We start from the raw sequence: 26872 nt of genomic DNA, 5'->3' as shown, positions 1-26872 counted from the left end.
TGAAAATCCATGGGTTTGTATCACCGGAATCTCAATACTCAATACTAATATCTAAATACTAAAATAAATGAATAGTACCATATTACAAACCGCAACGCGGTATCTCCTACCGATACTTTTATTGTTTTCGGTATTTCTCTTGCTTCGGGGGCATTATTACCCCGGAGGAGGATTTGTAGGTGGTTTGGTTGCATCTATTGCCTTTGTGCTGCATAGTTTTGCTTTTGGTCCTCAAAACACCATGAAGCTCATTCAATACAAACCCTTATCCCTTATTCCCATCGGGTTGGGAATTGCTGCTGTGAACATGTTTCTACCTACCTTTTTTGGCTATCCAGTCATGACTGGACTTTGGTTGGAGGAAAAGATTCCAGTCATCGGCATGATTGGCACAGCTTTATTTTTCGATCTCGGTGTATACTTTGTGGTCATTGGGGTTGTATTGACTATTTTATTCACTATTGCTTTAAATACAGAGGAGGAATAATGGAGCTTATTCTCGTTTTATTGATCGGTATTCTATATGCCGCTGGGATATACCTCATCTTGCGTCGCAGCATGGTGAAACTGTTATTAGGAATCATGTTATTGGGAAATGGAACCAATATATTGATTTTTTTGCTGGGTAATATTGTCAAAGGCAAGCCCCCAATAATCGGCCCCGACTTAAAAGTATTTACGGATATATATGCGGACCCCATACCACAAGCCCTTATTTTAACCGCAATCGTAATCAGTTTTGGACTAACGTCGTTTGCTATTGTATTACTTAAACGCGTTTACGCTTTACTGGGCACAGATGATTTGGATAATTTGAACACGCCTGAGGAAGAAGATATATGATAGACAACCAGATTATTGCCACGGTTATCGTGCACCTTTTTATTGCTATTGTCCAGCTGATACTCTGGCGAAAATCTACTGCGCAACGTTTTCTGAGCGTTGGTGGAAGCCTCTTAGCACTTATTCTCGCATTTAAGCTATTTTTCAAAGTTTATGATGGTGAAATCCTGACCATGAATGCCGCCAATTGGAAAGCTCCATTTGGAATCGTCTTTGTCGCTGATCTTTTTAGTAGTACCCTGGTCGTCCTCACTTCAATTGCTGGACTTGCAGTTTCGATTTTTTCTTGTGTCGGCGTTGGAAGACAACGTATTTTATATGGCTATTTCCCTATTTTTCATTTCTTGATGATGGGATTAAATGGGGCATTTTTGACCGGAGATATTTTTAATCTTTATGTCTGGTTTGAGGTGATCATTATTTCTTCCTTTGTGCTGATGACGCTCGGCGGTCGTAAATCGCAATTGGAAGGTGCCGTAAAATATATGGCCATGAATATATTGGCCTCCACTTTTTTCTTGACAGGAATTGGTATTCTTTATGGCATCTCGGGTTCCCTCAATATGGCTGACCTAGCGCTGCGTATCCCCAAGATACAAAATCAGGCACTCGTAGAAATTACAGCTACTTTTTTCCTTATCGGCTTTGGAATCAAATCGGCTGTATTTCCGCTGTATTTTTGGCTTCCCTCCTCCTATCACACACCGCCTTCGGCTGTTGCCGCAACTTTCGGAGGTCTATTGACCAAAGTTGGGATTTATGCCTTATTCAGGGTATTTTCACTATTGTTTATTCCAAACCAATTCACCAAAGAACTGTTGGTCATATTGGCAATACTCACTATTTTGACAGGCGCCTTTGGTGCATTGATTAAAACCAATATCCGCCGGTTGTTTTCCTATTTGATTGTTTGCCATATCGGTTTTATGATTGGCGGTTTAGGTTTATACAGCAAATGGGCGCTGTTGGGTGCTATTTTTTATCTTATTCACGATATCATGGTAAAAACCAACTTATTCTTAATGGCAGGTGTTATTCGACAGCTTCGGGGGACCATGGATATGAATAAGCTGGGGGGACTATATGCACAATACCCCAAGATTTCATTACTTTTTGCAATCGTACTTTTCTCCTTGGTCGGTATCCCGCCCTTATCAGGTTTCTGGCCCAAGGTCTATCTTTTTAGAGATGCCTTTCAATTGGAAAAATATGCTTTCGCAGGAGCATTGATTATCGGTAGTTTTATTACACTCTATGTTATTGCCAAAATGTGGGCCCAGGTATTTTGGAAGGATGCTCCTGAGCCTGAGATCATCGAAGATAAATTTGCTGGAATGATAGGCTATAAAAGAACAATGCTACTCTTACCCGTCATAATATTGGCATCAGCATCCCTTTATATCGGATTTAATGCAGAAGCAATTATACATGTCGCAGATAAGATAGCCACACAATTACTGGATACTTCACCTTATATAAATGCTGTATTAGGAGGGCAGAATTGATATGATAAAACAGTTTCTAATGAACCTCATGCTATCTTTTATTTGGGTAGCACTGACAGGATCAATGTATTATACGAATTTCATGTTCGGTTTTTTACTTGGTTTCGCGATTCTTTGGATCATGAACAAAAACGAAGCCGATCAACGTTATTTCTATCGTGTTCCCAAAACAGTGAGTTTTATTCTATTTTTCTTATGGGAAATGATTGTCGCTAATGTGCAAGTTGCTTATGATGTGATCACCCCTAAGTTTTTTATTAAACCAGCGATCGTCAAGTATCCGATGGATGCCAAGACAGATCTGGAGATCAATTTGCTTTCAACTTTTATATCACTAACACCCGGTACGCTTATTTTGGATGTGAGTGAGGATAAGAAAACTCTTTTTATCCATGTTATGTACATGAAGAGCAAAGAACAATTTGTCTCGACCCTAAAAAACAATGTTGAACGAAGACTTTTAGAACTCTTACGATGACTTTAACTACTTACTTCGATTATGTTATCCTACCGATATTAACCTTATCGGTTATTCTGGCTTTTATCCGCTTATACAAAGGTCCGCAGATCTTTGATCGCGTCATTGCCCTGGATCTCATTATCACAATTGGAATTGGAATTATTACAGTCTATAGTATACGTACTTCACAAGAAGTATTTTTAGATATTGCCATGATTTTGGCACTGATCGCATTCCTAGGAACTATAGCCTTTTCATTTTATTTAGAAAAACAAAGCAATGATGACTGATATTACATTAGCAATTTTAAGCACCATCGGCGCACTGGCCATATTGTTTGCTTCAATTGGCATATTACGGATGCCTGATTTCTATTTGCGGCTTTCAGTGACTGTAAAAGCAGCAACCTTAGGCGTCGGTCTCTTATTGATCTGCGCCGCAATGACATTTCCGGATGTCTCCGTGACGACCAAAGCAATAGCGATTGGTTTCTTTTTAATCTTGACTGCACCTGTTGCCGCCCACATGATTGGACGAGCCGCTTACATACAGCGTGTAAAGACCTGGAAAGGGACAACCTTAAACGATTTGGAAAAAGAAGGCCAACTGGATTGTCGGAAAGAAGATTTTTAGACTCTTCCGCAGATATTCGTAAAAATATTACCATCAGCAAGAGTTCTTCACAAACAATTAAGGCATCAAAACCGGGTTTTGATGCCTTAATTGTATAAGACCTTTTCTTTGGGTGAGTCCTCGCACCCTTGAATCGAAAAATTAAAATATGATACAGACTGGAGCAGGAACTTTGATTTCTTTACCCGCATCTGTCAACAACCCTGTCTTTGTATCTCGACTAAACAGTACGATATTATTGGTATACTGATTGGCCACAAGCAAGTATTTTCCATCGGGAGAAAGATTAAAATTCCGTGGCCCTTTACCCTTTACGGATGTATTGGATAATTTATTTAACCCGCCGTCTTTTTCCACCGAGAAAGTTGCTATTGTATTTGCGTCACCGCGGTTAGTCGCATATAAAAATTTGCCGTCATCAGAAATTTTTATGTCTGCCCCACCATTTTGTCCCTTGAAGCCCTCAGGGTTGATTTCGTAAGTACTCTGATACATCCAGTCATTACCCTCCTTTTTATAACTAGCAACCTGTCCTGTCATTTCCAATACGACGTAAAGAAATTTTTCCTTTTTATCAAAAGCTATATGACGAGGTCCTCCACCTGCGGGTGTAAAGAAATCTTCAGATTCTTCAGCGAGACTATATGCAGTTCCTGATTTATTAACAGGAAATACAGAAATTTGATCTAACCCTAGATCCTGTACATATAAACGATCGCCCTTACTGGAAAAAAAAGTTGAATGCACATGTGGTTTCTCCTGACGGACTGGATCGACCCCTTTACCTTCATGTTGAATCAGTCGATTTCTTTTACTCAAAACACCATTTGTTTCGAGATCAAATAGTGCCGCCGATCCGCCGGTGTAATTTGCTACTGCCAATAGATTACCTTTAGGATGCACTTCAACAAAACAGGGTGATTCCCCGCCCGTAGGAAGTGAGTTCAGAAAAGTCAGCTGTCCTTCCTTAAAAGAAAAGGCAGACACTGTACCCTCCTGATTTGGAAGTTCATTGACAGCATAGATAAAATTATTATTTCGAGCCAGAAAAGAAGGGTCCTTACTTTCTTGGGTGCTGACCAAGGTGGTTTCACCTGTTTTTGTATCGAAATTATAGATATAGATACCTTTGCTTTCTGTTTTGTTTGTATAGGTCCCAACAAACATTGGGATCTGTTGCGCAAAACTCGCCAAAGGCAGGAATGTCATCAGATAAATAAAAGCTTTTTTCATGTGTATACAATTTATTAAGAATAATTGTTCGAATTTCCCTCGTTGCTCGCTATGTAGCACAAAAAATAAAGATACCTTCCTAAGTCATTACTATGGTAGATAAACTTGTTAAATTAGGTTAAAACCGCCCTTTCTAATAGGCAAATCCGTATTTTTAGCGAATCAATTTTAACAAGTCTAAAATCTCCTTTTGAAATATTGGGATTATAAAAATATTGTTAAATAAAAATACGAATAATTCATATAATCTGATAATTTTGTGCTGTTGTTCAAAATAGTCTATATTGAACGATAGAATTGAGAGATTATTAGTGATTTAGATGAATCCGCTGTGACATCAATCTGTACAATTGGTACGTGATTTAAAACGGTTCATAGTTGCTTCATCAACGTTTAGAAACATATTATTTAGATGAAAAAAAACATATATATATTGTTTTTGTTGCTGTTTGTATCAATTCAGGCCAGCCTTGCACAACGTCAGATTGTTGACCGTGTAGTGGCAACAGTTGGTTCAGGAATTATTCTGCAGTCCGATCTGGACATGCAATACTCACAATGGCTTGCCCAAGGGAATAAACCCGATGAGAAGTTTAAATGTGGTGTTCTTGAGCAATTGATCATTCAGAAATTACTTTCCCAACAGGCGGTAATTGACTCGATTGACGTCACGGAAACAGAGGTGGATGACAACTTAAATTCCCGTTTGCGCCATATGTCCCAGCAAGCTGGTGGCCAAGAACGCTTAGAGAAATTCTTGAACCGTTCTTTGTTACAATATAAGGAAGAAATGCGCGCAAGTGTTTTTGAACAGCTGAAGGCAAATAAAATGCAACAAAATATCGTGCAGAAAGTGGATGTAACACCATTGGAAGTAAAACGTTATTTTGAGGGATTGAATAAAGATAGTCTTCCCTATTTCAATACAGAAGTTGAAATTGGTGAAATTGTTATGATGCCGAAATTGACCGACGAAGAGAAAAAGGAACAACGGGAGAAAATCGAAGGTATTCGCAAACAGATTGTCGATGGTTCGGATTTCGGAACAATGGCGCGTCTGTACTCGCAAGATCCAGGTTCTGCGCCTTATGGTGGTGACCTAGGCTTCGGTACACGTGATAACTATGTAAAAGAGTTCTCCGCAATGGCATTTAAATTAAAACCAGGAGAACTATCACCTATTGTAGAGTCAAAATACGGATTTCACATCATCCAGGTATTGGAAAGACGTGGAGAAGAGGTGCATACCCGTCATATCTTGATGAAAATGAATCCGGGTGCTGATGCACTGGAGCGAACCAAAAATAAACTGGACAGTATCTACAAATTGGTGGTGGATAAGAAATTAGATTTTTACCATGCTGCGACCAACAATTCTGATGCTGAAGAAAGCAAATTTAATGGTGGTATGGTCTTAAATCCACAAGGATCTAGCCGTACAACTTTAATTCCTATGGATGGATTGGAAAAAGCCGTATTTACAACCATTGACCCATTAAAACCAGGGGAATATTCTAAACCGGAGCAATTCACAGACAAAACTGGAGATGTGGGTTACCGTTTCAACTATTTAAAAACCCGTATCGCACCACATAAAGCAAATTTGGATCAGGACTTCACAAAGATCAAAGATGCCGCGAAAGAAGATAAAGTACGTCGTAACCTGAGCAAATGGTTTGACGACAAGGCGAAGAACACATTCATTGATATCAGTAATGACTTTGACACCTGTGATGAACTCGCAAAATGGAGAAAGAAATAAAAGACTTTTTTCTATCATAAATAAATAAGGCCTGAATATAAATATTCAGGCCTTATTTATTTGGTAATCACGCGCGCATGATTTATTTCTCAAACATCATTTCTATCAGAATATTCCAGTTCGCTTTCTTCACATCATCCTTCGCTAATTCGCTTAACTGCCATACCCGAATATAATTATACTTGACAACTTTATCTTTTTGTCGTACTGTTGCAGTTCCCTTTGTATAGGCAAAATCTCCGCTATAAGAACGTTTGACCTCCTCCGGTACTGTTTCTATCGTCATACGTTGTTTCTTCAGATAAGCCATCATTTTGTCCTTTCCTTCCATTGGACTGGTCCAAGGAAACAAAAAGCGGACATCCTCACTCAAAAACTCTTTATATGCAGTAGGATTGTCTGCCTTAAGGACAGTAGACATCAACTTATCTGTTTCCAGTACAATATCCTCCCGTTGGTTCAGACGTACTTTAGAGCGATGCTTTAGGTACCAAGAATCAGTTGGTTCAATATATTCCAGGTCAAATTCACCATCCTTACCGTTATTTTCTACTTCGGCACGAATATCGACTAACCATTTGCCTTTTTTGTTACGTTTCCAAACTGTCAAGTACTCACCGTGACGCAGCCTCGCTCCCACTTTCTGAAAGTCCAGAGAACCAGATGTCACGCCAAACTCCAAGCTCTTCGCGACAAGCGCAAAAGTAGGCTGCCAATTTAATACATCTGGAATATTCGGTCTATTATTAAGATAATTGTATGCATTTACCGCTGAAGGAACATAAAATGTGGACTCCTTGTCGATAATAGATAAAAACGCTTGATGCGGTGTAGAAGCTTTCGCTAATGCGGCAGCATCTTTATCTGCCTGCAGTAAGCTTCCTACTTTTTCGGGTATCTGTGCGTACAATGTTGTCCCCACTGTACTCATTAACGCAACAATGGATAACCTATTCCAAAAATTCATATGCAAATGATTATTTATCAGGGTTCATCCTAATTATTTTAAATGAACTCATTACACTCGGGTTTTATTTTAAAGGCAACAGGAAATATTTTTTGGTTTCAAAAGTATCTAGACTTTCCAACGATAAATATTCCCTTCAATCCCCTCTTTTTTTAATTCGATCTTTTATCTATCAAATCTTATTCCAAAGTGTTCCTTCTTTACTATCTTTCAGTTGGATACCAATTGCATTAAGTTCATCACGGATACGATCCGAAGTGACAAAATCTTTATTTGCCTTCGCTTCGTTGCGTAATCTGATCACCAGATTCATCACATCATCAATATCATCTGTTCCAGATGCTTGATCATTTCTCAGCCCAAGGATATCCTCCACAAACTCTTTCAAGAAAACTTTTAGTTTTTCCAATCCCTCTTCAGATACCTTTGCTTTGCCATCATAGATGGAATTGATGATCCGCACAAGCTCAAACAGTTCGGCAATCAAAACCGGACTATTGAAATCATCATCCATTGCCGCATAACATTTATTCCGGATCTCAGCCAGATTGAATGAATCAGCTCCCTTTGAAACTTTTAGTTTATCCAATAGTCCAATAGCACTCATCAAGCGCTTATAACCCTTATCTGCTGCATCAAGTGCTTCATTGGAAAAATCCAATGTACTTCTATAGTGAGCCTGCAACATAAAGAAGCGAACGGCCATCGGCGAATATCCTCTATTTAACAAAGGGTGGTTACCCGTAAACAATTCACCTGGTAAGAATCCATTGCCTGCAGATTTGGACATCCGTGCACCATTGACTGTCAACATATTGGTATGCATCCAATATTTGGCAGGTGCAGTATGATTACAGGCTTCGGACTGCGCGATTTCGTTGGTATGGTGTGTAGCAGCCAGATCCATACCACCACCGTGGATATCAAACTGATCTCCTAAATACTTCCTGCTCATCGCCGAACATTCGATGTGCCATCCTGGAAATCCAACACTCCAAGGAGCTGGCCAGCGCATAATCGTTTCCGGCTTAGCCTTGATCCAAAGCGCAAAATCCAAACGCCCTTTTTTCTCATCCTGACCACTCAGCTCACGTGTATTGTTCAACATATCTTCCAATTTACGATTGGTCAATACGGTATAATCATACTGTTGTACATATTTCTCCACATCGAAATAGACAGTACCATTTGTCTCGTAAGCATAGCCGTTATTGATGATCTGTTCAATCATTTCGATCTGCTCCGAAATATGTCCTGTCGCAGTGGGTTCAATGCTAGGAGGCAATGTATTAAACAGACGCAAAACATCATGAAAACCAATGGTATATTTCTGTACGATTTCCATTGGTTCCAGCTGTTCCAATTTAGCCTTTTTCGCAAACTTGTCATCTCCTTCATCACGATCGCCCTCTAAATGCCCTGCATCTGTAATATTCCGTACATAACGTACTTTATACCCCAAATGACGTAGATATCTAAAAATCAAATCAAAAGAAACAAAAGTACGGCAGTTACCTAAGTGTACATCGCTGTAGACGGTAGGTCCACAGACATACATTCCAACGAGGTTGGGGTGAATTGGTTCGAATTTTTCTTTTGTTCGCGAAAGCGTATTGTATAAAAAGAGATTATGGTCCATGTTTGTTATCTGCTTGGAAATCTATTTTTGTCTGAAATATATTTGAATAGGCACGCCTGTAAAATCAAAGTGCTCACGCAATTTGTTTTCAACAAAGCGTTTATATGGATCTTTGATGTATTGTGGCAAATTACAGAAGAAGGCAAACATTGGCGTTCTTCCCGGCAATTGTGTCACATATTTAATTTTGATATATTTTCCTTTTAGGGATGGTGGAGGATAATTCTCGATAATATCCAACATCACTTCATTCAACTTCGATGTTGGGATCTTTTTTGTTTTGTTGGCATAGACCTTATCAGCTACTTCCAATACTTTTAGAACACGTTGTTTTTCAGTTACGGAAGTAAAGACAATAGGCACATCAGTAAATGGCGCAATTTTCTCCCGGATACGGTCTTCAAAAGCTTTCATGGTCTTGTTGTCTTTTTCGATCAAATCCCATTTATTGACGACAATCACAATACCTTTGCGGTTCTTTTCTGCCAAATTGAAGATGTTTACATCTTGAGCTTCTAGGCCATCCTGCGCATCCAACATCAAAATCGTCACATCAGAATCCTCTAGGGCTTTGATGGTACGCATGACTGAATAGAACTCGATATCTTCGTTTACTTTTGATTTACGACGAAGACCAGCGGTATCGATCAAAAGGAAATTATGTCCATATTGATTATAGTGAATACGGATAGAATCACGCGTTGTACCCGCCATTGGCGTTACAATATTACGGTCTTTACCGATCAAGGCATTTGTAAGCGAAGATTTACCCACATTTGGGCGGCCGACGATCGTATATTTCGGTAAAGCTTCATCTTCCTCTTGTTCCTCTTCAAAGTGAGAGACAACAGCATCCAGTAATTCTCCGGTACCAGAACCAGTAGCAGAAGAAATATTAAATACTTCACCTAAACCGAAAGCATAGAATTCGGCTGATTCATGATGCAATTTAGCATGGTCAACTTTGTTGGCAACCACATATACAGGTTTAGAACTTCTTCTGAGGATATCAGCTATTTCATCATCCAGGTCAGTAATACCAGTAGTAACATCTACCATGAATATAACGACCGACGCTTCTTCAATAGCGATATAAACCTGATCACGGATTGCTTCTTCAAAGACATCATCCGAACCATGTACAAAACCACCTGTATCGATTACTGTAAATTTCTTTCCGATCCACTCTGCCGTCTCATAATGACGGTCGCGCGTCACTCCGCTAAAGTCATCAACAATCGCTTTTCTACTTTCCGTAAGACGATTGAATAAGGTAGATTTACCAACATTTGGACGACCAACAATTGCAACAATATTTGCCATATTTATTTTATTTGATCCATCCACTATCACAGCAGATGGCACTTTTATGCTAAATTACACGTTAAGGGTACAAAGATACGGATTCAAAAGGGATTATGGAGACACAAAAACAAAAATGGCTTTACCGTGAAGTAAAGCCATTTATAAGGTTTAAATTATGAATATTCGTCTAGTTAGAAGTTGGATTCTGAGTCAATTTACCAGGATATGAATTGATCGCATCCTGTGGTATAAAGTAAGTTACTCTAAAATCTGACGGTGCAATATCTTCAAACTGTTTTTGAGGTCCTGGATATGTTCGATTTAAAGGTTCGCCATTACGGAATACATCATAGCTACGCTCAGCCTGATAAGCCAATTCCAGTTGACGCTCTTTGTCAATCAGCTTAAATGCAGTACTTGCATCAAGCGCTGTATAGCCTCCATTTATAATAGAACGATTTCTGATGGTATTCAAATCATTTAGGGCAGCGCCATAGTTACCTAATTTTGCATAAGCCTCAGCACGATTCAAATAAATCTCACCTAAACGACTGATGACAGGTGAGTGCAATTGAGACTCTTCACCCTCACGTGAACATTTCACAATATAAAATTGTGGATAAGCACGGTTTAGGGAAATATAGTAATCGATCATACCAGTGTATGTTTTTCCATCTGCATAGGTAATTGAATATGTCTGCTGTGCTGCATTAACCACTTTCAACGTATATTCTTTATCTCCATCCTTGCAAGTCACGGTATTGCCATTTATTGTAGCAGGTGCCTGAACATAGCTCAATGTCAGCGGATCGCCTGCTTTTTTGGGTGCATCTTGTTTAATAAACCGAAAAACAGTTGTATACTTACCTGCGTCATCTTTTGAATAAGTAGGTTCAATAAATGCTGCGCGTGCGTCGACAATCGTATAATGATCAGGTCTCCAGTCATTTCGTCCAGTTTCATTTAATAAATCAATGTATTTGGCACTAGAATACATCTCACCCCAGCCCATACCACCAATATTGGAATACATACCACCAATGCCATAATAATGATCATCGCCTGAAAATTCAGAAGCAACACGTTTTACCGCAAAGATGGTCTCCTTGTTATCTTCAGGTCTAAAGGTATTGTATTTCATAAATTGCTCACGGGCCAATAGCACATATTTACCTGAATTAATCACTTTATCCGCATATTCTACTGCAAGACGTGCATATTCCGAATTTGGATTTTTATACGTACCACTCATATACAAATAGATACGGGAAAGCATCGCTTGCGCAGCTTCCTTTGAGGCATATGCTGCGCCGTTATTGACCGTCATTAAGGCTTCGGCCTTTTTCAGATCGCTGATTGCCTGCGCATAAGTATCTTTGACAGAAGAACGGTCCGGTAAATTTAAATCATTGAAAACATCATCAGGCGTACCATTGACGATGGGAACACCTAGATTCGTCTCAGGACTTTGATAGTAAGGTTTTCCGAAAGCTCTACATAGGTAGAAGTACATCATCCCACGAATGTAATAACATTCGCCTAATTTGTTGTCCATTTCTGTACTCTGCCCTTCAGCAAACATTTTGATGACGTTCGAAGATTGAGCAATAGCTTTATAACCGCTGTCCCAAAAGTTCTGCAGACGGTAGTTATTCGGCGTTCTCGCATAAGAGATAAATTCGTAGAAGGCATCTGTCGACGAACCGCGGATCATCATATTATCACCGGCATATTCACCAAGACGATGCATTGGATCGGACCAGGCTTTTAACTGCGCATAAGTACCTGTTACCATCGCATCAGGATTATTTGCAATATTCTCTTCGTCCATTGAAGTATAAGGAAGACGATCTATATCGCAGGAGGACACTGCCGTTGCGATTAAAAGTCCAATTAATATCTTTTTCATTATTGATTTTCTAAACGTTAAAACTAAAATGTCACACTTGCTCCAAACATGTATTTACGAACCATAGGATATACGGAAACTCCAGCAGATCTGATCATTTGACCACCTCCACCTTTGCCATCCGGCTCAGTCAATGGAAGCTCTGGGTCAACACCCGAGTAGTTTGTGATTGTAAACAAATTCTCGCCCGCTAAGAATACACGCAGATTTTTGATATTATATTTTTTCAGATCAAAATTATACCCAAGAGTCAGCGATCTCATTTTCAAGAAATTGTTACTCTCTAAATAACGCGTGGAAGGTGAGTTACCTTTGTCCTGATTGTCATATCTAGCGATTGGATGAGTAGCGACATCACCCGGTTTTTCCCAGCGTGTCCATCCATCCTGGAGCTTCATTTGGTTACGGTCTGTATATGTACCATCAGAATCAAATTCTTGACGGGAATAATTATATAATTTACCTCCCAATGAGAAACCGAACACTGCATTCAGGTCAAACTGCTTATAACTTAAAGCCGTACTGAAACCTCCAAAAAGATCCGGATTTCCTTTTCCGACATTACGGAAAGTTGCATTGGAATAGTTTGATGTCGTTGTCCTTGTTTCATTTCCATTTGCATCTGTCTCGTATCGATACCACATCGGTAAACCATTCTCCGTATTAACACCAGCCCATTCTTTCAGGTAATAGGTATCTACAGGATAACCAGGCTGAAGCAAGCGTTGTGCCGACCCTGCTATACCTGATCCGTCCCCTGCGATAATCGGTTTTGAAACAAGATTACCATTGGCATCTTTGGTTGCAAATAACTCGGTCAATTTATTCACATTGTGACTTAAATTGACATCCAAGCTCCAATGTACATTGTCGTTTCGAACGATATCTCCACCGATGGTCAATTCAATCCCCCGGTTTTGCATCTTACCGATATTTTTCCAGATGGAAGTGACACCTGTCAGACCACTGATAGGCACTTGATAAAGTACATTATCAGTCTTCTTGTCGTAATAATCGACATTAAATCGTAATCTATTTTGGAATAAAGCCGCATCTAAACCAAAACCTGTTGTATAAGTTTTTTCCCAGGTCAGATCTTTATTACCGATTTGGCTAATTAATGCGCCCGGTATTCCATTATAACTTGATGATGCAGACACAGAATAAAGACTATATTGCGGATATAATGAACTTGGTCTATTACCTACCGATCCGTAAGCCGCTCTCAGTTTTAAATTATCTACCCAATCAGCCTTGAACCACTCTTCCTTATTGATATTCCAACCACCACTGACTGAAAAGAAGTTTCCATATTTAGCATTGGTTCCAAAATTAGACGCTCCATCACGACGGAACGACACCTGTGCCAAATATTTATTATCGTATGCATAGTTTGCATTAGACAAAAATGACTGCACTGCCCATTCGGAAATTCCACCTCTAGTCCGTTCTGGCTTTGCAACAACGTCCAATACTTCGAAACCATTTACAATACCTGTTCCATAGGCATCTAACGTTTTTGTCCAGTAGTCGTTAAATTCATATGCTGCTAATCCATTCAGGCTATGTTTATCCCAAGTCTTGTTGAAACGTAAAATCTGGTTGGTATATCGACGTGCAAACTCCATGCGATAATCTGTAACACGACCAATTACACTTTCACCACTGTTTGATCGCGGATCTTGATATCCATTGTCAGAATAACTATTGTAGCGATAATTGTTGACAGAAGAGAAAGTCAACCAATCTGTTAATTTGATGTCGAAATCTAAGTTACCCATAAATTCATAATTGGTATTGGCACTATGATTCCATTGCAGGTCGTACAAGTAATTCGTACTTGCATTATTGACCCATCCGCTATAACGATGTGGCACCAATTTGCCATTTGCATCGTAAGGGCTATCCCAAGGTAGGTTTCCATACATGGCATTGACATCATATTGTCTATCATCTACCGCACGTCTTGAACCGGCAATAGAAGGCTTAATGGTCAACCAGTCGAAAGGCTTGTAATTTGTACGGAATCTAAAGTTATAACGATCGTAATCATACCCCTTTACAGCTCCGGCTTCGTTGTAATAACCCAAAGATAAATAGGACTGTAATTTATCATTCCCCCCCTGAATAGACAAATTGTGGTTTTGGACAAATCCGGTTTTAGTAGCTAGCTTCCACCAATCAAAATTACTGTTGCGTAATTCAGAGTTCCAGCGTGGAAATTTAATTTTATCTTGATTGGAGAATGATGCAAAATAGTCATACAGTTCAGTACCATCCATCATTTCCATGTTTCCATTAGAAAGTTGGTTGATCCCCATTTTTGTAGAAAAACTAATGCTTGTTTTGGATGCAGATGGATTCTTAGTCGTCACAACAACAACACCATTTGCTCCTTGGGATCCATAAATGGATGTCGAAGCGGCATCTTTTAGGATCGTTAATGACTCAATGTCGTCCGGATTGATATCACCTGGGCTTGAACCAACTATAACACCGTCAATTACCCACAATGGGCTCGTCGTACCACTTAACGTTGCCTGACCACGAATCACAACCCCACCATTTGACCCTGGTTTACCTGCCCCAGGTGCAACATATACACCCGCAGCTTTACCATTCAACATATTTTCCACTGAAGGTGTCGTTACATCACGCAACTTATTTCCTTTAACAGCCTGAAGAGCGCCGGTCAAACTTTCTTTTTTCTGTTGTGTTCCATAACCAACAATAACAACCTCTTCAAGCGCCTCGCTATTGGACTCCATGTTGATATTGACCACCGCACCTGTTACAGTCACTTCCTGTGTCTTGTAACCGATGTTATTGATCACTAAAACATCCCCGTTCTTAGCTTCGATATTGAAACTACCATCTGCTCCAGCCGAAGTAGAACGTGAGGTACCTTTAACACGAATTGTTGCGCCCGCCAGCGGACCGTCTGTAGACTGTACCTTTCCGTTTACTTTCTGCTGAAAAACAGCATTTTTCAACAGAACATTACGGTCTGGAAATTTAAGACCATTAGCATTAGCTGGGTTATGTGTACTTGTTATGAGTAAAGCTAATGATAACAGACTCAACTTGTGATTGTCGAGAATCTTTGAAATCATAATATTTAATAGTTAGTTTAAAAATTGATTAGCGTACTAATCAAAATTTAGGTACATGAATGCTAAAACTAGAATAAGATATGGGGATATCAAAATTCTAAAACAACGAAATCGATTGCGCTATTTCAAACAAACGATTGCATAATCATCCAATTGTAGCGATATTTTTTTATGGTATTCCTAACCTCCACAACTGGGTTTATGAACCAGTAAATTCACGACATATTTAACATCATGAGATACAATAAATAATACTAGCATGTAACGCAAACGAGAAAACTCCTAATACCTGAGCGTATATACAAAAGTCAAGAGTGATCCAGAAAACTCTATCGCATAAAGCCATGAACAACGAATGGGAAAATCGAAAAAACAGGACATTAAAAACAATAGGGCCCTTCCAGTAAAGAAAGGGCCCTACGATTAAATCATTTGTCGGAGATTAATAACCTTTATTTTGAGTTAATACACCATAGGATAAATCCATCTCACTTTGAGGTACTGGCATTAAATACAATCGCTCTGTCCAAGCACGCTCCTGAGCTAGTCCGTTACTGATACTGTAGATATTTTTCATCACATCTGGTGCTGTCTTCCAACGGCGTATATCGTAATAACGTGACCCTTCAAGCACCAGTTCAATGGCTCTTTCATTGCGGATCAATTCTCTTAATTTAGCTTTTGTGGCATAGATCGTACGATCCACCTTAGCCATTCCTGCTCTGACACGGATTTGATCCAGGGCATCGTAAACAGTCGCATCTGGTCCAGATACCTCATTCTGTGCTTCGGCATAGGTCAATAGTATCTCTGCATAGCGCAGTAAAATAACATTGGCATAAGAATCCAGCTGTCGTCTATTTGAGGCAGGATCGACCAATTTACGGAAATTATACCCAGTCTGGGACATATTCGATTTCCCGCTCTGCCAAGCAAATTTATAACCACCTTCCGGTGTCAAAGCGTTCCAAGGTGCTGTTTCGAACAAAATGGAGGCATAAAAACGTGGATCCCGATTTCTGAATTCCTTCACGAAATCCGCTTTATCAGCTTTTGCATAATTTGCCGCTCGAGCTGCTGATGTGATCGTTTCTATAGGTTGCCCCGTCTTATAACTCGAATATAAATTTACCAGGTTTTGTGTCGGTGTCAAGGAGCTCCAGCCTCCTACCGAACCTTCCATTAAAAACGTATTATTAAGCTGGCTTTGTGTGATCTCAATATATTGACGATCCAGAATCACTTCAGAATTTCCTTCATTCTCTGATTCAAATATACCCTCATAACTCCGTAAACCCGACCTAAATTTACTTTCATCCGCGACATTATCAAAATCAACAAATGCACTATAGTTATCTTTTTTATCTAGTTCTGATTCCACACCCGCTTTGAACAAGGAATACCCTAATCCCATGACTTCTTTTGCTGTAGCGGCAGCTTTTTCCCAGTTATTTTCATATAAATAAAGACGTGCTTTTAACGCCAAAGCGGCCCCTTTTGTTATCCGTCCTTTATCATCAGAACTGTACGAAACAGGTAATTTTGTAGAGATATCCTGCAATTCGCTATATAAGAATTCCAGTACTTCACTTTTTGCATTACGTGGCACATTGGACTCTTCTCTGGTCAAAACTTTTGTTACTAAAGGAATATCACCAAATCTCTCCACCATAGGGATATATAAATAAGCCCGGATAAAGCGCACCTCCGCTTTATAACGTTCTTTCAATGTGGCATCCATCGTTGCCTTATCCACATTTTCCAAAAAATAGTTACAGGTACGGATCGGAATATAATCCCATCCAGCATTTAGCGCTGTTGTAACTGATCCGGATGAAATATCCGTTGAAGGGCTCTCCCAAGGATATTGCGCGTGTACCAGATCAGAAGCACCATCGCTATACATACCATCCGACAACTTACCATACACTGCATTGACAGCCAATTTCACATCATTTTCAGTCCGCCAAAATTCCTCTTCAGCGGTCTTATTTACTGGAATACGATCTAAAAAATCCTTCGAGCACGCACCAAATAAAAGCGTCGCTGCCATTAGTGGATATATTAAATTTCTTTTCATTTCTTTTTGTATTAAAAAATTAAAACTTGGCCGTTAAACCTACAGAGAATGTCTTTACCCCTGGATAACTAGCTCTTCCCGAACCTGTTTCGGGATCATAATCGCCCAAACGTTTGTCTGCCATAAAGGTAAATGGATTGGTAGAAGATGCAAAAAGACGCAATTGAGACATTTTCATAGAAGTCAGCAATTCTTTCGGGAAGCTATACCCAACAGTAATGGCGCGAATCCTAAAGTAGTTTCCACTAAACAGCCAGAAATCAGAGGTTCTGTAATTTTGTTGTGCATCTCCTGTTAATGTGACCCGTGGAAAAGGAGCGTCTGCTTTATTATTCTCTCCAGACCAACCGTCTACCCAGTTTCTCTTAATATTGGCTCCATTGAAGAATGGAAAAGATGCTTCATTATCTAGATAAGTTTTTACGCCTCCGACACCATAAGTCAAAACATCTAGGTCAAAATTCTTATAGGCGGCACGCAAATTGAAACCATAGTTGAACCAAGGCACGTCATTACCAAGAATGGTACGGTCTTTCGCATCAATTATTTTGTCACCGTTAATATCGACATATTTGATATCGCCAACCTTGGTCGGGCTACCAAGATCTTTTTGATCTGCATGCGCTTTAATTTCAGCTTCACTTGTAAACAGACCCGCTGATTTATAACCATAATAATCGCCAACTGATCCGCCTACGCGATTGATATAGTAACTGTCAACAATTTCGTTTACATCACCCAAGGAAAGAATCTTATTTTTGATTTTTGAGACATTTCCCGAAACCGAGTAAGTAAATTCATCGCCAATTTTACCGTTATACGTCAATGAAATCTCTATCCCCTTATTTTGGGTAACTCCCTGGTTATAATAAGGGGTATATTTTTTCTCAAATCCGTATGTTGATAAGCTTGCAGGTTGTAGCAAAATATCGTCCGATTTTTTAACAAAATAATCGGCTACTAAATTAAACTTCCCGCCCAAGAATGTTGCATCAATCCCCACGTTGCTCATTGTCACTTTCTCCCACAGTGCCAAACGATTAGAACCGTATAACTGTTCAAGTCCATCGACTGCATTTCCGTTAAAGTTATAGGCTGAAAGACGGTCAAGAAGATTAAAATAATTGCCAATAGCAACAGCATCCTGATTACCTAACGAGCCATAGGATCCACGCAATTTCAAAAGGTCAACCCATTTAACATTTTCCATAAACGACTCCTTATTGATATTCCAGCCGGCAGAAAAAGAAGGAAATGTTGCCCTTCTGATTTCTGGTGCAAATCGGGAAGAATAATCCATCCGAAGATTTGCCTCCAATAGGTACTTATCTTTATAGGCATAATTGAAACGGCCGAATACTGAGCGTAATGCCCATTCATCTTGCGTTGTACGGTTAGCTAAACCGGTATCATCCTTACTGATTTGACCTGAACTACCGTTAATAATTGTTGATGCATCATTACTGACAAAATTCTGTCTACCTAAAAAGGCTTCTCGATACACATTCGATTCCTGTGAAGCGCCGACGGTAACTTTACCGAAGTGATCATCAAACCTGCGCTCGTAGTTAACCGTTCCCTGCAAAAGCAATTCCTGGCGTTTGCCCCAATACTCTTTCAGCTCATTGATCGGATTGGCCGTAGAGTTCATCGGCTGTTTGGTAATAAAATTAATAACGGGGTCAGTACGGTTAATAAAATCGAAAGAATTTGTATTGGTATATTTTAGAGAGATCGCACCATCAATAGAAAGCCCTTCCAGTGGAGTCAATGACGCATTAGCCGCTAATTGCAAGTAATTATCTCTATTATTGCCTCGTCCTCCTTCCGTGAGTGCTCGCAATTGATTGTTTTTTGCAATGGTTGCATTTGCGGCACCATTGGAGATCGAACCCCAAGAACCATCGGAATGCTTGATTACCGTAAATGGTAAAGCTCTACCCATTTCCGTCCAACTAATTGGGCTTCCGGTTCGATCATAATCCTGTTTTAAAAAAGAGATATTGGTATTAAATGTTAGGAGATCTTTGACAATTGTCGTATTGGTATTGAGTTTCATATTGATACGATCCTGCTTACTTCCTGGTGTTAGCGACTGTTGATCGAAGTAATTTAAGCCCAAATAATAATTTGTTATTTTACCTGGTGCACTAACATTTAAGCCAAAATCCCGTTGTGGGGCCGTATGCCTTAACACCTGATCGTACCAGTCATTATTGGGATAATAATCTGGCTCAGATTGGTTTTTGAATTTCTCAATCACCTCTGGTTTGAAAGTGGGCGTTTTCCCGACATTAACCATTGCTCTGTTATACAACTCGGCATAGGTAACAGCATCGGCAAACTTCGGTAGGAAACTCGCCCGTTGAAATCCATAATTGGCATTAAAGCCGATAACTGCCCTTTCACCACCACCGCGTTTGGTCGTGATCAAGATAACACCATTCGCCGCTCTAGAACCATATAGTGAGGCTGAGGCAGCATCTTTCAAAACAGACATACTTGATATGTCGTTAGGGCTCAATGCTGAAAATTCGGCACTTGTCGCTGGGATCCCGTCGATAATGAACATGGGTGATGGTGAACTGAGATTCGTACGCCCCCTTACCGTAATGGATCCCGCATTTGATGAAGAACCAGAGCTACCTTTTCTTACCTCACCAGGTCGATTCAATACAGTTATCCCCGGAGAAATACCTTGCAATGCGTTTTGCAGGGAAGTCACGGGCCGATCGGCAAGCTGTTTTGGTGTAATCGTCGCCACAGATCCTGTCAAATTTGCTTTCTTTTGCGTTCCATAGGCAACAACTACAACTTCTTCCAATGCTTCATTCTCTGAGACTAGATCAATCGTTACAACAGAACCTGAAACAGTAATTTCCTGCGTTTTGTAACCAATACTCTTGACTACTAAAATATCACCAACCTTAGCTTCTAAATTAAATTGACCGTCTGCACTGGTTGATGTAGAGCGCGAGGTTCCTTTTACAGTGACTGTAACTCCAGCCAATGGACCTTCGGCCCCCTGCACTTTTCCGGTTACTTTTTGCTGGGAAATGGCTTTATCCAAAACCAAAGGATCTGAATGACGTAACATAGCTGCTTTGGAGGCATTTACGCCTGCTAGTAAAAGTGCTATCGACAACAGACTTAGTTTTTGATTACCGAGAATCTTTGAAATCATAATATCTAATAGTTAGTTTTTAAATTGATTAGCTTTCTAATCAGATTTAGGTACATCAATGCTAAAACTATAAAGAAGATAGGAAGATCTCACAATTCTTAGGAAACGAAATCGATTGCGCTAATTAGGCAAACGATTGCATAAGCATCCAATTGCAACAAAATGCCTCATTCTTATTTGAGATTATCTTCAAAAATAGGACAATGCTATCCATCGCTTATTCAACTGGATGAGAAAAAGAAAATAATAGCTGCATCAGCATGTGAGCGAGGTATAAAAACGAAAAAAGCCAAGGTTTTCACCTCGGCTTTTTCTTTTAGTAGCGGGGACCAGACTCGAACTAGTGACCTTCGGGTTATGAGCCCGACGAGCTACCAACTGCTCCACCCCGCAATGTATTTTTAGTTTCTTTTAAAAAGAACCGGTCATTGCAAACCGGCTCTCTCTTTAGTAGCGGGGACCAGACTCGAACTAGTGACCTTCGGGTTATGAGCCCGACGAGCTACCAACTGCTCCACCCCGCAATGTATTTTTGATTTCTTTAAAAAGAACCGGTCATTGCAACCGGCTCTTTTCTTTAGTAGCGGGGACCAGACTCGAACTAGTGACCTTCGGGTTATGAGCCCGACGAGCTACCAACTGCTCCACCCCGCAATGTATTTTTAGTTTCTCTAAAAAGAACCGATCATTGCAAACCGGCTCTTTCCTTTAGTAGCGGGGACCAGACTCGAACTAGTGACCTTCGGGTTATGAGCCCGACGAGCTACCAACTGCTCCACCCCGCAATGTATTTTTAGTTTCTTTAAAAAGAACCGATCATTGCAAACCGGCTCTTTCCTTTAGTAGCGGGGACCAGACTCGAACTAGTGACCTTCGGGTTATGAGCCCGACGAGCTACCAACTGCTCCACCCCGCAATATATTTTTGAACAAAATTGCTTTTTTCTTTTGAAAAAACAAGATTATGATCCTTCCGAATTGGAGTACAAAGATATATTTTGTTTCTTTGTAATCCTAATAAAATTTAGAAAAATGTCACATAAAGCAGGATTCGTAAGTATCATCGGAAAGCCAAATGCTGGTAAGTCCACCCTAATGAACGCTTTAGTAGGTGAAAAGATGTCTATCATCACACCTAAAGCGCAAACGACAAGACACCGCATTATCGGTATTGTAAACGATGAAGACCATCAAATTGTGTTTTCCGACACACCGGGCGTCATCAAACCAAACTATTCTCTACAGGAATCAATGATGAACTTTGTTCAAGGATCGCTTATTGATGCGGACATTATTTTATTTGTGACTGATATCCACGAGAAATACGATGAGAATGACGTATTGGAAAAACTGCGTAAGACAAACTCTCCAGTAGCTGTCCTGATCAATAAAATAGATAAATCTTCCGAAGAAGAAGTAAAAGCCAAAATCGAATTCTGGCAAGAAAAACTAAATCCAGATACGATCTTCGCTATTTCAGCCAAGTTGGATCATAATGTTGCGGCTGTCATGCAGTACATCAAAGATAAGTTGCCGATCCATGAAGCTTACTACGAAAAAGATGAATTGACAGACAAGTCCATGCGCTTCTTTGTTTCTGAGATGATCCGGGAGAAAGTATTCAAATTATATGACAAGGAAATTCCTTACAGTACCGAAGTCATTGTTACATCCTACAAAGAGGAAGCAAATATCACCCGCATTGCAGCAGAGATTATTGTTGAACGTGATTCACAAAAAAACATTATTATAGGCAAAGCTGGTGCTATGATTAAGAAAGTAGGCACCTATGCCCGTCAGGATATCGAAGAATTTATCGACGGAAAGGTTTTCTTGGAACTCTTCGTTAAAGTAATCCCTGATTGGAGAAGCAAAAAGAACTACCTCAAACGTTTTGGTTACGACGATTAATTAATACTGAGTAGATAGTATTGCGACTCTGCTTATGCAAGTCTTAGCTCGATAAGCTCGTTTCACTAAAATATATACGAAGTGCTTTAATCTGTTTCAGATTAAGCACTTTTTTTAGGTCCTCATCTGAAGCTTCTTTCACCCTTTTAACCGATTTAAATTCAGTCAATACTTTCTCCACCGTTGTCTTTCCGATCCCCGGAATATTTTCCAGTTCAGAGACAAAGGTCTTCCGGCTACGCTGATTCCGGTGAAAAGTGATGCCAAAGCGGTGAGCCTCATCACGCAGATGCTGAATGATCTTTAAGGTTTCCGATTTCTTATCTAAATACAGCGGATATTGGTCCCCGGGATAGAAAAGTTCTTCCAATCGCTTAGCGATACCGATGACCGTCACCTTACGTTCTATCCCCAATAAACGCAAACTCTTCAATGCTGCACCTAATTGCCCTTTACCGCCGTCGATAATAATTAATTGAGGCAATGGCTGATCTTCGTCCAATAATCTCCTATAACGCCTAAAAACTGCTTCCTCCATGGTTGCAAAATCATTTGGCCCCTCCACTGTTTTCACATTAAAATGTCTATAATCTTTTTTGGAAGGCTTTGCATCTTTAAATACCACGATAGCCGATACAGGGTAATTTCCCTGGATATTGGAGTTATCAAAACATTCGATATGTTGTGGCAACACATTCATACGAAGATCCTTCTGCATCTGTTTTAAAATACGTTCCGTACGAATATCTGGATTCAGCTTTTCATATTGCAACAGGCGTTCTTTTCTGAAAAAAGCCACATTTTTCTGGGACAGTTCCAACAACTTTTTCTTCTCGCCCAGTTTGGGAATCGTAAAACGTATCCGCTCATTCTCCTCGATATCCAATTCAAACGGAACAATAATCTCCCGCGACAGACTTTTGAACCGTTCACGTATTTCAGGTATAGCCAGTGACAGCAATTCCTGCTCGCTTTCGTCCAAACGGCGCTTCATTTCCAGCGTCTGTGTCTGAATAATAACACCATTCATTACCTTTAGATAATTTACAAAGGCATATCCGTCATCCGAGGCGATACTAAATACATCCACATTGGTAATCGAAGAATTAACTACGGTCGATTTACTCTGATAATTATCCAGTTTATCGAGTTTAGCTTTAATCAATTGTGCGCGTTCAAAATCCAGTGAAGCAGCAGCAGCTGCGATACCTTCCTTTAACCTATTGGTGACGACAGAAATCTTACCATTTAAAATATCCTTAATATCGCTCAAATTTTGATCATAATCTTCTTCGGACTGATAGCCTTCACAAGGCCCTTTACAATTCCCAATCTGATATTCTAGGCAAATCTTAAACTTTCCTTTTCTGATATTCTCTGGTGTGAGTGCAAGGTTACATGTCCGAAGAGGAAATAACTCACGGATCAGATCCAATACGATATGCATCATACTTACAGAGGGATACGGCCCATAATAACGGGAACCATCCTTAATGTATTGCCTGGTCCAAAAAACACGAGGAAAGGGTTCGTTCTTGATGACAATCCATGGATAGGTCTTGTCATCTTTGAGCATGACATTGTATTTTGGCTTATGCTTCTTGATTAATGAATTTTCAAGCAACCAAGCATCAATTTCGGTATCTACTATAGTAAAAGAAATACGGTTGATCTTATGGACCAAAACACGGGTCTTTCCATTCAATTGATTTTCATTGACAAAATAAGATCCCACCCGGTTACGAAGGTCTTTCGCCTTACCGATATAGATCAATTCATCATGTTTATCAAAATATTGATAGACTCCTGGTCGATGAGGTATCTTCTTTAATTCTTCCCTATAATCAAATGTCAAAACTTTAAAAATTAAAAAGTAAAAAACGGAGACAGCTTCCAAGGCATAGGCTTATCAAACTAGAGTCCTTATTCTTTAATCTTTGAAAAACAAGCTTGTGTAACCAAAATCTCCACACTCATATCTGAAAGTCAAAATAAGAATGTGGAGACAGCTTGTAAGCCGCAGGCTTGTCCAGCCAGAATCTCAATACCGAAAATTAAAATCCCAAACGATCATCCTTGAGTTTCGGATCCTCCTTGCTACTTGAGTCTGTAGATCCATCTTCGACATCAGAGCCACCACCGCCCCAATACTGGTTACAGTCAATGACACGGGTCAGTCCACCCTGAGGTTGTTCGAAATCACCTTTTGTATATTTTAAGTTTGAATCTTTGTAAACCTTTTGCATAAAGAAAGCAAACACCGGCATAGCTGCAGCAGCCCCCTGCCCATATTCCATTCGGTCAAAACTGATCCCTCGGTCTTCTGCCCCTGTCCACACACCGGTGACAAGTTCTGGTGTAATACCAATAAACCAGGCATCGGAGTTATCATTGGTTGTACCCGTTTTACCACCGATCGGATTGGTGAGGTTATATTTCCATTGAATACGTCGAGCAGTACCCTGAGACACCACTTTTTTCAGCATATCCACAATAATATAAGCAGATTCGCTATTCAGGGCTTTCACTACCTTCGGTGCCTTATCATAGATAGGTGTCCCGTTTTTATCTTCAATACGTAAAATCGCTGTTGGTTCGATCCAGGTTCCTTGGTTAACGAAAGCAGAATAAGCACCAACCATATCAAAGACAGACGCTTCGTAGGCCCCTAAGGAAATAGAAGGGTAGTTTGGCACGTCGCTCGTTATACCCATACGTTTAGTCAATGCAGCAACCTCTGCCGCCCCTACTTCATGTACCAGGTAAGCTGTTGCAAAATTTTGTGAATAAGCTAATGCCTTCGCTAAAGTAATCGGATTTCCTCCCTGTGCATTTCCTCTTGGTGTCCAACCATTGTATGTTTGTTGGTAATTCGGAATACTATAACAAGGTGAATAGCCGTTATCGATAGCGACTGCATAAGTAAACGGCTTAGCTGTGGATCCAACTTGTCGTGTCCCCATTTTAACCTGATCGTATTTGAAATGGTCAAAATCAATACCGCCAACCCAAGCTTTAATATGCCCTGTTTTTGGTTCCATGGACATCATTGCATTACGTAGCATCAACTTGTTGTACTTAATGGAATCCATTGGGGTCATCATCGTATCCTTACTGCCTTTCCAGGTAAAGATATTCATCGGAACCTTCACATTAAAGGCTTTTTTGATCTCATCATCGTTCAATCCCTCCTCGCGTAAAATGCGGTAACGATCAGAACGTTTCATTCCACTGATCAACAACTTCGCTTTATCACCTTTGAACGGATCCCTATTTTTCCACTGCGCCGAAAATTTCGATTGTAGCTGCTTCATCCATTCCTTTTGGGCATCCTCAGCATACTGCTGCATGGACATATTGATGGTCGTATAAATCTTTAATCCATCACGATCTAAGTCATAAGGTGTACCATCAGCTCTGACAATCTTAAGATTAGCAAATTCTTTCTTAATCTGGTCTTTTAATACCGCCCTGAAATAAGGGCCTAATCCCTCACCATAATTTGCGATCTTGAGTTCTAGTCCGAGTGGTTTCTCCTTCGCATTAGATGCTTCTTCTGCCGAAATAAAATTGGCGGCAACCATATTATTTAATACCGTATTACGACGTATTTTTGATTTCTCAGGAAATCTCACCGGCGAATAGGCACCTGGACCTTTCAGCATCCCGACCAAGAGTGCAGCCTGTTCAGCAGTCAGCTTATCTGGCGTCGTATTGAAATAGGTCCGCGCAGCAGATTTTATCCCAAACGTATTGTATGCCCCAAAATCCACTGTATTAAAATACATCGTAATGATTTCGTCCTTCGTATAATTTCTTTCCAGGCGAACAGCTGTCACCCACTCTTGAAATTTCTGAATGATACGTTTTAGAAAGTTTTTCTGACGGCCATCAGAAAAAAGATTAAGCGCCAACTGTTGAGTTATCGTACTTCCCCCTTGCTTATTGCCCGTCAGCGTATGGAAGATAACCGTAAACGTACGAGAATAATCTATTCCTGAATGGTCATAAAACCGCTTATCTTCTGTAGATACGAGCGCTTTAACCAGATACGGCGATAATTCACTGTATTTAACATTCGACCGATTCTGTACATAATAAGTCCCTAATACTTTATGATCATCCGTAATGACTTCAGAAGCTAAATTGCTTTTTGGATTTTCCAAATCGCTAAACGAAGGTAATTTTCCGAATAACCCAAAACGTATACTCAATATAAATAGGAATCCAAGGGCTACAATGCCAATGATGATCTTCCAAAAATTGAACGTATATCGTTTAATATCGCCTTCAGTAAGTTGATTTTTTTTTGATACTCGTTTCATCTAT

General features: G+C 39.9%; 18 protein-coding genes and 5 tRNA genes. 8 read left to right on the top strand and 15 right to left on the bottom strand.

Features of this window, described 5'->3' with window-relative positions; translation table 11 throughout:
* The first annotated feature begins 67 nt into the window (after positions 1–67).
* The 6 genes from LC454_RS09905 to mnhG are packed head-to-tail and all read left to right on the top strand — an operon-like array spanning position 68 to position 3441.
* On the top strand, positions 68–487 hold the full coding sequence (locus LC454_RS09905) for a Na+/H+ antiporter subunit B (RefSeq protein ID WP_223581932.1): 420 nt from the start codon (positions 68–70) through the stop codon (positions 485–487).
* Positions 487–843: a Na+/H+ antiporter subunit C gene (locus tag LC454_RS09900; protein WP_077438800.1), complete on the top strand. Its 357-nt coding sequence runs from the start codon at positions 487–489 to the stop codon at positions 841–843. The genes LC454_RS09905 and LC454_RS09900 overlap by 1 nt, the downstream gene beginning before the upstream one ends.
* The gene (locus tag LC454_RS09895) at positions 840–2348 is read left to right on the top strand and encodes a proton-conducting transporter membrane subunit (protein WP_120260161.1); all 1509 of its coding nucleotides are present in this window, start codon (positions 840–842) and stop codon (positions 2346–2348) included. The genes LC454_RS09900 and LC454_RS09895 overlap by 4 nt, the downstream gene beginning before the upstream one ends.
* A gap of 19 nt (positions 2349–2367) precedes the next feature.
* On the top strand, positions 2368–2826 hold the full coding sequence (locus tag LC454_RS09890; protein WP_223581930.1) for a Na+/H+ antiporter subunit E: 459 nt from the start codon (positions 2368–2370) through the stop codon (positions 2824–2826).
* Positions 2823–3098: a monovalent cation/H+ antiporter complex subunit F gene (locus LC454_RS09885; RefSeq protein WP_120260163.1), complete on the top strand. Its 276-nt coding sequence runs from the start codon at positions 2823–2825 to the stop codon at positions 3096–3098. The genes LC454_RS09890 and LC454_RS09885 overlap by 4 nt, the downstream gene beginning before the upstream one ends.
* On the top strand, positions 3088–3441 hold the full coding sequence (gene mnhG, locus LC454_RS09880; protein ID WP_223581928.1) for a monovalent cation/H(+) antiporter subunit G: 354 nt from the start codon (positions 3088–3090) through the stop codon (positions 3439–3441). Before LC454_RS09885 ends, mnhG begins: the two co-directional genes overlap by 11 nt.
* A gap of 141 nt (positions 3442–3582) precedes the next feature.
* Here the strand turns inward: mnhG and LC454_RS09875 are convergent, their stop codons facing one another.
* Positions 3583–4674, bottom strand: a complete 1092-nt coding sequence (locus tag LC454_RS09875; protein WP_223581925.1) for a lactonase family protein — start codon at positions 4672–4674, stop codon at positions 3583–3585.
* A 412-nt stretch (positions 4675–5086) separates the two neighbouring features.
* Here LC454_RS09875 and LC454_RS09870 point away from each other — a divergent pair, with 412 nt between their 5' ends.
* Positions 5087–6436 carry a peptidylprolyl isomerase gene (locus LC454_RS09870; protein ID WP_223581923.1) on the top strand — a complete coding sequence of 450 codons (1350 nt, stop codon included), beginning with the start codon at positions 5087–5089 and terminating at the stop codon, positions 6434–6436.
* An 82-nt stretch (positions 6437–6518) separates the two neighbouring features.
* Here LC454_RS09870 and LC454_RS09865 read toward each other — a convergent pair whose 3' ends face one another.
* From LC454_RS09865 to LC454_RS09810, 12 genes are all read right to left on the bottom strand, one after another.
* Positions 6519–7403 (bottom strand): DUF4440 domain-containing protein, encoded by an 885-nt coding sequence (locus LC454_RS09865; protein ID WP_120260166.1) that lies wholly within the window; start codon positions 7401–7403, stop codon positions 6519–6521.
* Positions 7404–7575: 172 nt separating this feature from the next.
* Positions 7576–9042 carry a cysteine--tRNA ligase gene (gene cysS / locus LC454_RS09860; protein WP_223581921.1) on the bottom strand — a complete coding sequence of 489 codons (1467 nt, stop codon included), beginning with the start codon at positions 9040–9042 and terminating at the stop codon, positions 7576–7578.
* Between the two features lie 21 nt (positions 9043–9063).
* On the bottom strand, positions 9064–10365 hold the full coding sequence (gene der, locus LC454_RS09855; protein ID WP_120260532.1) for a ribosome biogenesis GTPase Der: 1302 nt from the start codon (positions 10363–10365) through the stop codon (positions 9064–9066).
* Between the two features lie 169 nt (positions 10366–10534).
* Entirely contained in the window at positions 10535–12256 is a 1722-nt protein-coding gene (locus LC454_RS09850) for a RagB/SusD family nutrient uptake outer membrane protein (protein WP_223581919.1), read from the bottom strand.
* A 23-nt stretch (positions 12257–12279) separates the two neighbouring features.
* The gene (locus LC454_RS09845) at positions 12280–15369 is read right to left on the bottom strand and encodes a SusC/RagA family TonB-linked outer membrane protein (RefSeq protein ID WP_223581917.1); all 3090 of its coding nucleotides are present in this window, start codon (positions 15367–15369) and stop codon (positions 12280–12282) included.
* Between the two features lie 442 nt (positions 15370–15811).
* Complete coding sequence (locus LC454_RS09840) at positions 15812–17449, bottom strand: RagB/SusD family nutrient uptake outer membrane protein (protein ID WP_223581915.1); 1638 nt, start codon at positions 17447–17449, stop codon at positions 15812–15814.
* 19 nt (positions 17450–17468) lie between these two features.
* Positions 17469–20633: a SusC/RagA family TonB-linked outer membrane protein gene (locus LC454_RS09835; RefSeq protein WP_223581913.1), complete on the bottom strand. Its 3165-nt coding sequence runs from the start codon at positions 20631–20633 to the stop codon at positions 17469–17471.
* A 320-nt stretch (positions 20634–20953) separates the two neighbouring features.
* Positions 20954–21026: transfer RNA gene (locus LC454_RS09830), tRNA-Met, on the bottom strand.
* Positions 21027–21084: 58 nt separating this feature from the next.
* Positions 21085–21157, bottom strand: a tRNA-Met gene (locus LC454_RS09825).
* A gap of 57 nt (positions 21158–21214) precedes the next feature.
* Positions 21215–21287 (bottom strand) — tRNA-Met (locus LC454_RS09820).
* A gap of 58 nt (positions 21288–21345) precedes the next feature.
* A tRNA-Met gene (locus tag LC454_RS09815) sits at positions 21346–21418 on the bottom strand.
* Between the two features lie 58 nt (positions 21419–21476).
* A tRNA-Met gene (locus LC454_RS09810) sits at positions 21477–21549 on the bottom strand.
* A 115-nt stretch (positions 21550–21664) separates the two neighbouring features.
* Between LC454_RS09810 and era the strand changes: the two genes are divergently transcribed.
* Positions 21665–22543 carry a GTPase Era gene (gene era / locus LC454_RS09805; RefSeq protein WP_223581911.1) on the top strand — a complete coding sequence of 293 codons (879 nt, stop codon included), beginning with the start codon at positions 21665–21667 and terminating at the stop codon, positions 22541–22543.
* A 43-nt stretch (positions 22544–22586) separates the two neighbouring features.
* Here the strand turns inward: era and uvrC are convergent, their stop codons facing one another.
* A complete protein-coding gene (gene uvrC, locus LC454_RS09800) occupies positions 22587–24398 on the bottom strand; it encodes an excinuclease ABC subunit UvrC (protein ID WP_223581909.1) in 1812 nt (603 codons plus the stop codon).
* 199 nt (positions 24399–24597) lie between these two features.
* Positions 24598–26868 (bottom strand): transglycosylase domain-containing protein, encoded by a 2271-nt coding sequence (locus tag LC454_RS09795; protein ID WP_223581908.1) that lies wholly within the window; start codon positions 26866–26868, stop codon positions 24598–24600.
* Between the last annotated feature and the right edge of the window lie 4 nt (positions 26869–26872).

The sequence above is a fragment of the Sphingobacterium sp. GVS05A genome (assembly GCF_019969845.1).
GTDB lineage: Bacteria > Bacteroidota > Bacteroidia > Sphingobacteriales > Sphingobacteriaceae > Sphingobacterium.
The sequence above is the reverse complement of the archived record's forward strand: the minus strand, read 5'-3'. Positions and strand labels throughout refer to the sequence as shown.

What these genes read in the sequence shown, in the direction of transcription:
- LC454_RS09865 (WP_120260166.1), bottom strand. Translation starts at nt 7,403, where the DNA reads ATGAATTTTTGGAATAGGTTATCCATTGTTGCGTTAATGAGTACAGTG.
- LC454_RS09890 (WP_223581930.1), top strand. Translation starts at nt 2,368, where the DNA reads ATGAACCTCATGCTATCTTTTATTTGGGTAGCACTGACAGGATCAATG.
- LC454_RS09795 (WP_223581908.1), bottom strand. Translation starts at nt 26,868, where the DNA reads ATGAAACGAGTATCAAAAAAAAATCAACTTACTGAAGGCGATATTAAA.
- LC454_RS09850 (WP_223581919.1), bottom strand. Translation starts at nt 12,256, where the DNA reads ATGAAAAAGATATTAATTGGACTTTTAATCGCAACGGCAGTGTCCTCC.
- LC454_RS09840 (WP_223581915.1), bottom strand. Translation starts at nt 17,449, where the DNA reads ATGAAAAGAAATTTAATATATCCACTAATGGCAGCGACGCTTTTATTT.
- LC454_RS09905 (WP_223581932.1), top strand. Translation starts at nt 68, where the DNA reads ATGAATAGTACCATATTACAAACCGCAACGCGGTATCTCCTACCGATA.
- der (WP_120260532.1), bottom strand. Translation starts at nt 10,365, where the DNA reads ATGGCAAATATTGTTGCAATTGTTGGTCGTCCAAATGTTGGTAAATCT.
- era (WP_223581911.1), top strand. Translation starts at nt 21,665, where the DNA reads ATGTCACATAAAGCAGGATTCGTAAGTATCATCGGAAAGCCAAATGCT.
- LC454_RS09885 (WP_120260163.1), top strand. Translation starts at nt 2,823, where the DNA reads ATGACTTTAACTACTTACTTCGATTATGTTATCCTACCGATATTAACC.
- LC454_RS09875 (WP_223581925.1), bottom strand. Translation starts at nt 4,674, where the DNA reads ATGAAAAAAGCTTTTATTTATCTGATGACATTCCTGCCTTTGGCGAGT.
- mnhG (WP_223581928.1), top strand. Translation starts at nt 3,088, where the DNA reads ATGATGACTGATATTACATTAGCAATTTTAAGCACCATCGGCGCACTG.
- LC454_RS09870 (WP_223581923.1), top strand. Translation starts at nt 5,087, where the DNA reads ATGAAAAAAAACATATATATATTGTTTTTGTTGCTGTTTGTATCAATT.
- LC454_RS09845 (WP_223581917.1), bottom strand. Translation starts at nt 15,369, where the DNA reads ATGATTTCAAAGATTCTCGACAATCACAAGTTGAGTCTGTTATCATTA.
- LC454_RS09835 (WP_223581913.1), bottom strand. Translation starts at nt 20,633, where the DNA reads ATGATTTCAAAGATTCTCGGTAATCAAAAACTAAGTCTGTTGTCGATA.
- cysS (WP_223581921.1), bottom strand. Translation starts at nt 9,042, where the DNA reads ATGGACCATAATCTCTTTTTATACAATACGCTTTCGCGAACAAAAGAA.
- LC454_RS09895 (WP_120260161.1), top strand. Translation starts at nt 840, where the DNA reads ATGATAGACAACCAGATTATTGCCACGGTTATCGTGCACCTTTTTATT.
- LC454_RS09900 (WP_077438800.1), top strand. Translation starts at nt 487, where the DNA reads ATGGAGCTTATTCTCGTTTTATTGATCGGTATTCTATATGCCGCTGGG.